Annotated in this window: 5 protein-coding genes; 3 read left to right on the plus strand and 2 right to left on the minus strand. The window is 66.0% G+C overall.

Features of this window, described 5'->3' with window-relative positions:
- Nucleotides 1-57: 57 nt before the first annotated feature.
- Nucleotides 58-501 carry a host attachment protein gene (locus ABZ720_RS05065; RefSeq protein WP_366554416.1) on the minus strand — a complete coding sequence of 148 codons (444 nt, stop codon included), beginning with the start codon at nucleotides 499-501 and terminating at the stop codon, nucleotides 58-60.
- 156 nt (nucleotides 502-657) lie between these two features.
- Here ABZ720_RS05065 and ABZ720_RS05070 point away from each other — a divergent pair, with 156 nt between their 5' ends.
- Nucleotides 658-3,093 carry a Lon protease family protein gene (locus tag ABZ720_RS05070; RefSeq protein ID WP_366554417.1) on the plus strand — a complete coding sequence of 812 codons (2,436 nt, stop codon included), beginning with the start codon at nucleotides 658-660 and terminating at the stop codon, nucleotides 3,091-3,093.
- The gene (locus ABZ720_RS05075) at nucleotides 3,090-3,863 is read left to right on the plus strand and encodes a hypothetical protein (RefSeq protein ID WP_366554418.1); all 774 of its coding nucleotides are present in this window, start codon (nucleotides 3,090-3,092) and stop codon (nucleotides 3,861-3,863) included. The genes ABZ720_RS05070 and ABZ720_RS05075 overlap by 4 nt, the downstream gene beginning before the upstream one ends.
- 6 nt (nucleotides 3,864-3,869) lie before the next feature.
- Here the strand turns inward: ABZ720_RS05075 and ABZ720_RS05080 are convergent, their stop codons facing one another.
- Nucleotides 3,870-5,240, minus strand: coding sequence for a sodium-dependent transporter (locus ABZ720_RS05080; RefSeq protein ID WP_366554419.1), 1,371 nt, complete (start codon nucleotides 5,238-5,240; stop codon nucleotides 3,870-3,872).
- A 142-nt stretch (nucleotides 5,241-5,382) separates the two neighbouring features.
- Here ABZ720_RS05080 and ABZ720_RS05085 point away from each other — a divergent pair, with 142 nt between their 5' ends.
- Nucleotides 5,383-6,246 carry a universal stress protein gene (locus tag ABZ720_RS05085; RefSeq protein ID WP_366554420.1) on the plus strand — a complete coding sequence of 288 codons (864 nt, stop codon included), beginning with the start codon at nucleotides 5,383-5,385 and terminating at the stop codon, nucleotides 6,244-6,246.
- Nucleotides 6,247-6,414: the final 168 nt, after the last annotated feature.

Consider the following 6,414-nt stretch of genomic DNA (forward strand, 5'->3'; position numbering starts at 1 on the left):
GATCTGCCCTGACCCAACTGACCTGCCAGCCACCAGCCTGCGGCGGCCGGCCGCCAATCACAGTGCCTCGGTGCGCGTCTCCACTTCGCGCGCATCGGCGTGCGTCAGGTTTGAGTCCAGTTCCGCCACGACCCGTGCTGCGACCGACTTGGAAAAGAGGCGCCGCAGTTCGCCAAGGGCACGAGGGGCAGCGATCACTATTAACTGATCGAAAGCCCCGGACTTCTCCTTTTCCTCCAACCACGCGACCACCTCGCGCAGGAAGGCGCGTTCGGCCAGATCGTGCGGATCGCTGGGCGGCTCCATGGCATGGCGCCCGGGCCCTGCGCTGTCGTGGGTGCGTCCCGGACGCTCGCTGCCAAGGTCGCGGGAGTGGGAGCGATTGCCGGTGAAGCTGCCCTCATCGAGCTCGCTGAGACGCTTGCTTGGCTCCTGACGGGAGAAGGTGCGCGCTCGCGCGCCATCTGCAACAAGCAACCAAGTCGTACCGCGGCGTAGCATGACAGGACCCTCTGTAATGTGATCGAATGCGCTCTGCACCGCGTGCCATTCTTGCGTCATGGCCACAGCCCGCCTTTGATCTGGCGCAACACGCGGCGAAGCATAAGCCGGCAGGCTGTCCAGGCTCCGTTCTTGTCTCGCAAACAGAGGTTAGGTATGCCCAGTTCCACGGCCACAGCTTCTCTTCCACCGCTCACGGCCGAACGTTTGCGTCCGCGCTGCGAACCGGAGCTCTTTTCATTCGAAACGACGGCAGAGCTCGAGCCGCTGGACGGTTTCATGGGCCAGGACCGGGCTTTGGAGGCGGTGGAGTTCGGCACCGCGATCGAGCGCAGCGGCTTCAACCTCTTCGTCATGGGTGCGCCGGGGACAGGCCGGCACACGGCCATCGAAGCCTATCTGAACCGACTGGCAGGCTCGCGACCGGCGCCGGACGACTGGGTGTACGTCAATGATTTCGAACTGGCGCAGCGGCCACGTGCCCTGCGCCTGCCCACAGGTCGCGCCATAGCCTTGCGGGATGGCATGGCGACGGTGATCGAGGATCTGCTGGGCTCCCTGCCCGGGGTGTTCGAGAGTGACGAGTACCGCCGCCGGCGCCGCGCCATCGACGAGGAGTTCGAGGAAGCTCAGGAAGAGGCTTTCGAAGGACTGCGCAAGGAGGCGGCGGAACGGGACGTGGCGCTGCTGCGCACGCCCATGGGCTTCGCGCTGGCGCCGATGCGCGACGGCCAGGTGGTCAAGCCGGAAGCTTTCAATGCCTGGCCCGAGGGAGAACGCACGGCCGCTCAAGCAGCCATCAGCGAATTGCAGGAGTCCCTGCGTGCTGTCCTTGAGCGTATCCCACGCCTGGACAAGAAGCGTCGTGAGCAGCTGCGCGAACTCAATCGTGAATTTGCGGCGGTGGCGGTTGATCACGCCCTGGAGGATCTGCGCACGACCTTCGCGGATCTCCCCGACATCGTTCAATTCATCGATGCCGTTCGTGCCGACCTGGTGGAAAATGCAGGCATGCTGTTGCCATCAGGCGGCGAGGAAGAGGCACAGCAGAAGCGCGCCGATGCGCCGGAACTGCGCCGCTACAAGGTCAATGTCATCGTCTCCAACGGCCACGAATCCACCGGTGCGCCGGTGGTGCGCGAAGACAATCCCACCCTCCCGAACCTGGTCGGCCGTATCGAACACCTGCAGCAAATGGGTGCATTGGTCACCGACTTTCTCCTGATCAAGGGCGGCGCGCTGCATCGGGCCAACGGGGGATACCTCCTGCTGGATGCGCGGCGGATTCTCACTGAGCCCTTGGCCTGGGAAGCCTTGAAGCGCGCCTTGCGAAACGGCCGTATCGTAATCGAATCCCTGGCCGAACACCTCAGTCTGCTCTCGACTGTCTCACTCGAGCCTGAAGCGATCCCCTTCTCCGCCAAAGTCGTGCTTTTCGGAGATCGGATGGTCTATCATCTCCTGTGTCAGCTTGATCCCGAGTTTCAGGAAATCTTCAAGGTCGCGGTCGATTTCGATGAGGAGGTGACGCGCAGCGAGGCCAGTGCTCAGCACTATGCCCGCCTGATCTCCGGGCTGGTTGAGCGCGAGGCGCTGCTGCCATTTGATCGGAATGGTGTGGCGCGCCTGCTGGAACACGCCAGCCGACTGGCAGAGGACGCCGAGCGTTTCTCGGTCCGTTTGGGCCCCATCGCCGATCTGGCGCGCGAAGCCGATCACTGGGCCCGCGCGGAATCGGCTTCAACCATTTCTGACCACCATGTCGTCCGCGCAGAGCAGGCGGCAATTCGGCGCCTCGACCGCCTGCGGGACAAGAGCCGTGAAGCCACCCTGCGGAACATCCTGCTGGTGGACACGGAAGGCACTCGCGTGGGGCAGGTGAACGGGCTCAGCGTCATCTCCCTGGGGCGCATCGCCTTCGGTCGGCCGAGCCGCATCACTGCGCGGGTGCGACTGGGCAGCGGCAAGCTGGTGGATATCGAGCGCGAAACGGAACTGGGCGGCCCCTTGCATTCCAAGGGCGTGCTCATCCTCTCCGGGCTGCTGACAGCCCGCTATGCCCGGGACTGGCCGGTGTCCCTGGCCGCCAGCCTGGTGTTCGAGCAGTCCTACGGCGGGGTAGAAGGCGACAGTGCCTCGACGGCCGAGCTCTGTGCTCTGCTTTCGGCCATTGCCGAGGTGCCCTTGCGGCAGGATCTGGCAATCACTGGGTCGATCAACCAATACGGCCAGATCCAGGCGATCGGGGGCGTCAACGAGAAGATCGAGGGCTTTTTCGAGCTCTGCGACGCACGCGGCCTGAGTGGGACGCAAGGGGTCATTATCCCGCAAGCCAACGTGCAGCACCTGATGCTGCGCGAGGAGGTGGTCGAGGCCTGTGCCGCCGGACGTTTTGCGGTCTATGCCGCCGAGCATCTCGACCAGGTGATGGAGCTCATGACCGGCCATCCGGCCGGTGAGCGAGGCGAGGACGGCCTCTTCCCGCCGGACAGCGTTAACCGCCTTGTGGAGGATCGTTTGATCGCCATGGCGCAGCGGCGACTGGAGTTCGGAAAGCAGGGAGAGAAGAACGACGGGGGTTCTGTGTCATGAGCCCGGCGAGCGAACCCTGGCGGCCGCGGCGCCTGCTGCTCAGCCTGTCGGAGGAGAGCGATCCCGGGCCCTTGCTGACGCGCATGGCCGGGCTGGCCCATTCGCTCGAAACCGAGGTCATGGGTGTCCTGGTCGAGGAGGCGGCGCTCTACGACCTGGCGGCGCTGGCCTTCAGCACGGAAATGGGCGCGGTGACGCGCCGGCCGCATCACCTGGAGGCAGCGGAACTGGCGGCGCGAGCACGGCGACAGGAGGCTGCCGTGCGTCGCGCACTGGAAGGGCTGGGCGAGCGGCTGGGGAGGCCGGTGCCGCTGGAGGTTCTGCGCGGACATCGTCTCGACCCTTTGCGCCGCGCAGGACGCGAGGATCTGGTTTTCTCCGCGGGAGCGCTTGCCCTGCTGGAAGACCGCACTGAAGCCACCGTGATGCTGGAATGCCTGCGGCACACCGCCGGTTTCCTCTTGTCTCCGCTGCGCGGCGGCGCCGCACCGGGGCCGCTGGTGGCGAGTTTCTCCAGTCAGGCAATGGCTGAGTCCCTTCTGCCGGGCTTGCAGCGCCTGGCCGGGGCGGCCGGGATGGACGTGCAGATCACGGCCGGCGGTTTCGACAGCCTGCTGGCCGGTGTCCACCTGGCCGAACGTGCGCGCGCCAGCCTTCTGGTGGCAGACCTGCCAGGCGGGGCCGGCCCGGAGCATGTGCGCGCCCTGCGCCTTGCCTTGCGGCGTTTGACCTGCCCCCTGCTGCTGGTTTCCAGCGATACGGAGGGGTGAGCCTGACTAAAGCAGGCCCAGGGAGCGCAGCAGGATCAGCAGGATGGCGCAGGGGATGATGTAGCGCAGCAGTATGAGCCAGAGGCGGGCCCAGAAACCTTCCACCAGGTCCGCTTCCGCGATCGCCTCGCGCTCGGACCAGACCCAGCCGACCAGCAGGGCAAGTCCACTGCCGGCCACTGGCAGCAGAAAGTTCGAGACGGCGTGGTCGATGGTATCCAGGATTCCGCGCCCGGCCAGTTGCACCGACTCCCAAGGCCCGAAGCCCAGTGAGGAGGGAACGCCGAGCAGGAAAACGGTTGCACCCAGCAACAGCGTTGCCTGGCGCCGGGATAGCGCCAGCACCCGCATTGCCCAGGCCACCGGAACCTCGAGAAGTGACACGGCAGAGGTCAGCGCGGCCGCTGCCAGCAGGAAGAAGAAGGCCAGCGCCACGCCGCTGCCGCCGGGCATGGTCGAAAAGACCTGCGGCAGAACGACGAAGGCCAGAACCGGGCCCTGCGCCGGTGCCATGCCGAAGGCAAAGACCGCCGGGAAGATGGCAAGGCCGGCGATGATGGCGAAAAGCACATCACCTGTGGCCACGGCTCCGGCGGCCGAGGGCAGGCGATGCTCGCGGCCGAGATAGCCGCCGTAGGTGACCAGCACGCCCATGGCGAGGCTGAGGGAAAAGAAGGCCTGGCCCAGTGCAGCCAGATAGACCGCGGGATCGGACAGGGCGGACCAGTCGGGGGACAGAAGGAAGGCCACGCCGGCCGCTGAACCGGGCAGGCTCATGGCGTAAATCGCCAGTCCGACCACTGTCACGCCCAGCAAGGGCATGACGAGGCGGCTGAGCCGCTCCAGGCCGCCGCGCACGCCTGCCATCACGACCCAGACTGTGATCGCCATGAAAAGGAAATGCCAGAAGAGTGGCTCGACGGGATCGGCGATCAGGTTCTGGAAGCGCTTGCCGTGGTCTCCCGACTGTTGCGGCAGCAGCAGGCCCAGCAGGTAGTCCGTCAGATAGCTGAGCGTCCAGCCGGCGATCACGGAGTAGTAGCTGAGGATGAGCGTCGATCCCAGAACGGCCAGCATGCCGAAATGCCTCAGCGGGCTGCGCGGCGCTGCGCGTCGAAAGGCATGCCCCACATCGCCCTGACAACTGCGGCCCAGCGAGAACTCCGCCAGCAGCAACGGCAGCCCGAGCAGCAGCACGGCGCCGAGATACACCAGCAGGAATGCGCCGCCGCCGTTGTCTCCGGCCACGTAGGAGAAGCGCCAAATGTTGCCCAACCCGACGGCGGAGCCCAGCGTGGCGAGGATGAAGGCGGTTTTGGTGCTCCACTGTTCGCGGGGAGCAGCGGGCGGTTGTGAAGGGGAGGGTTGCGCGGTCATGCAGGAGGCCTGTGTGTAGGTCGCTGGAACAGAAAGCGCCCATTCTGCCTTCAGGCTTGACGGGGCACTTGATCTGTCTCAAGGCAGGCGGCGCGGGAGCCTGCATGCTATAAGCCGAATGGTAACAAAAGGATGAGTCGATATGCCCATCGCATCCATCCTGGCGCTTGTGGAAGGCGACGAGAGCAGCCCCGGACTGGTCCGGGCGGCCTTCGAACTCGCCCAGCGTCACGATGCCTACCTCGAAGTGCTGCATGTGCGGCCCGACCCGCGCGATGCCATTCCCTTGATGGGCGACGGCATGACCGGTGCCATGGTCACGCGGGTCATGACCGAGATCCGCGAACGCAGCGAGACGCAGGCAGCGGAAGCGCGCCGGCTCTTCGAGGAGGCCTGCGAAATGGCTGATCTGCCGGTGCGCGATGCCGACGAGCAGGAACCGCGCCGCGGGCGCGCGGCCTGGCGCATGGTGGAGGGGCGGCCTGAGACGGCGTTGGTCAACTGCGGCCTCTTGTTCGACCTGGTGATGATTGCCCGCCCCGACCCGGAAAAGGAGGGGGGTGCTGCCTCGGGACTGGAGACGGCCCTCTTCGAGGTCGGCGGCCCGGTCCTGGTGGTGCCCCCGGACTACACAGGTCGGATCGGCGAGCGGGCGATCGTAGCATGGAACGGCAAACGCGAGTCGGCACGGGCCATCACCGCTGCCCTGCCGCTGCTCAAACGTGCCAAGGCGGTGCGGGTGCTGAGCGTGGCCGAAGGCGGTCGCAGCGCCGATCCGCATGGCGCGGCCCAACGGCTCGCTCTCCATCACATTGATGCCGAGGCTGTGGAAGTGCCCGAAGGCCAGGCAGCCGGCGAGGCGCTGCTCCAGGAAATCTCGGCCCAGCACGCAGACCTGCTGGTCATGGGCGCCTACGGCCACAGTCGGCTGCGTCAGTTCGTGGTCGGCGGCGTCACGCGGCGCCTCCTGGCCGAGGCCCCGGTGCCCGTGCTCATGGCACACTGACAAGGTCAGCGGTCCGGTCTACCGCGCTGAAAGTAGACCGGATTCGCGCGTTCAATCTGGAGCCTTGTAGCTAGAGTATCCGTGTTGATCAAGAAGGAAAGTTGACCCATGGACGCTGATCTCTGAGGAGGGCGTTTGCGAGGATCACGAGCTTGCGCATGATGGCTG

The organism is Aquibaculum sediminis, assembly GCF_040712085.1.
Classification (GTDB): domain Bacteria; phylum Pseudomonadota; class Alphaproteobacteria; order Kiloniellales; family DSM-21159; genus Aquibaculum; species Aquibaculum sediminis.